Origin of the sequence: Aquimarina macrocephali JAMB N27 (genome assembly GCF_000520995.1) — a bacterium.
GTDB lineage: Bacteria > Bacteroidota > Bacteroidia > Flavobacteriales > Flavobacteriaceae > Aquimarina > Aquimarina macrocephali.
The window spans coordinates 1-1,800 of sequence record NZ_JACA01000100.1 but is presented as its reverse complement, the minus strand read 5'-3'; the positions used below and the strand labels follow the sequence as shown (position 1 = coordinate 1,800).

The following is a 1,800-nucleotide window of genomic DNA, read 5'->3' as shown; positions in this document are numbered from 1 at the left end:
TATTACTCTCAAACAAAGCATCATTAGTATTGAATTGTGATAGCTTTTGAAAATCAACATTTAGTAAATGACCTCCTGCTTTTATACCTAAACTTAACCTTCCAATCTCTGAAGTAGGAATCGTATACGAAAAATCAATATCGAAATACGTCTCATCGGTAGGACCAATTTGATCATTAACTATAGATAAGCCCAAACCAACTCGCTCATTCCCGCCAATAGGTGTATTAAGAGTAAGAGTCTGGGTTCGGGGAGCTCCATCTAAACCAACCCATTGGCTACGATGAAGACCCATAATACTCATTACTCCTCGACTACCAGCATAAGCAGGGTTAACACTTATGGTGTTATACATATACTGAGTGTACTGAGCATCTTGTTGTGCATAACTATTAAAAAACATAACGCTTAAAAACGATGTCACAACTATTATCTTTATTTTTTTCATCCGCTTTGGTAGAATGTTTTAATTATAATCCACGAGCAGATCTGATCGTACTCGTGGATGTTTTATTTTGATAATTATCTATTAATGTATAAGTATCCTGCTTTAGATTTAGTAATCCCAATAGCATTTTCATATTTCAGAATATAATAATAAGTTCCTACCGGTAACTCCTCATTCCCTTTTATGGTTTGTCGTCCATTAGAGGCTCCTCTAAAGAATCTTGAACCTGGTTGTTCATATCCTTCCTGTTCAAACACTTTAACACCCCAACGGTTAAATATTTCCAAAGTATTCTTAGGAAAATCCCTTAATCCCATTATTCTGAATTCATCATTGACTCCGTCTCCGTTAGGTGACATTCCAGTATAAATAATGATTTCTTCTGATTCAATAACAAAAACCGTTTCATCTTCAAAATCCCCATCATTATCTAAGTCGACATTGGTATCATTCAATGGATCATCAGATATATCTGATACATCCTGACCACTTGGATTCTGTCCTGTTACAGTAGCTTGATTAGACACATTTCCAGAAAGTAAATCTTCTTCTGTTATAGTATATCTTGCCGTAAAACTATCTGTATCCATTTCTCCCACAGCTAAATTAATTGGGCCTCCTGTCACTTCAACTCCTGGCAGCGGATCAGTAAGAATAATATTGGTTATACTTACATTACCTGTATTCTCTACTGTAAATGTGTATTGTATCTCATCTCCTGCATTAGGGATATCATCACCATTTGCATCTACATAAGTAGCGGTTTTGGTTAATGCTAAATTGGAAATATCGTTCGTACCTGTTACCGTAATAACTATTATAGCATCATCACAAACAACCGGAGTAGCTACACTACACAAAGTATAGGTAATTGTATATTCTCCGGGGGGAGTATTTGGTAATACTGTTACTATCCCAGTAACAGGATCTAAACTAACACCATCTCCAGGACTCGTATCATTAATCGTTATCGTAACATTAGTACCTAAAATAGCTACATTTCCATTTATTGTATCATTATTTTCAACTATATTAACAGAACTACCTCCTATATCTCCATCAATATTTACAATATCATGATTGGCATCAATACATAATACAGTATTTACTGATATCGTTCCTTGACAACCATTAGGAGAAGTTACGGTAATATCAATATTTACTCCTGATGTCACTCCAGCAATTCTCCATATGTTACCAGAAGTATTAGTCACGGTACCCGAAGTACTTGTGACTGTTCCTGAGCTTACAGTTACTTCTAATGAATATGTCGCCGAATCTTCAGAACAAATCGGTTCACTAGTTACAATAATAGTTGGTGAAGCATTTACCGTTACCGTATGCACCGCTGA

The 1,800-nt window shown here is 35.6% G+C and carries 2 protein-coding genes; both read right to left on the bottom strand.

All coding sequences use genetic code 11. The annotated features are described in order from the left end of the window. On the bottom strand, nt 1-448 hold a 448-nt coding region (locus Z054_RS0127255; protein ID WP_024773130.1), incomplete at its 3' end, for a PorP/SprF family type IX secretion system membrane protein. Nucleotides 449-522: 74 nt separating this feature from the next. Further along, nucleotides 523-1,800, bottom strand: a 1,278-nt coding sequence (locus Z054_RS0127250; protein WP_024773129.1) for a T9SS type B sorting domain-containing protein, incomplete at its 5' end; no start/stop codon positions are given.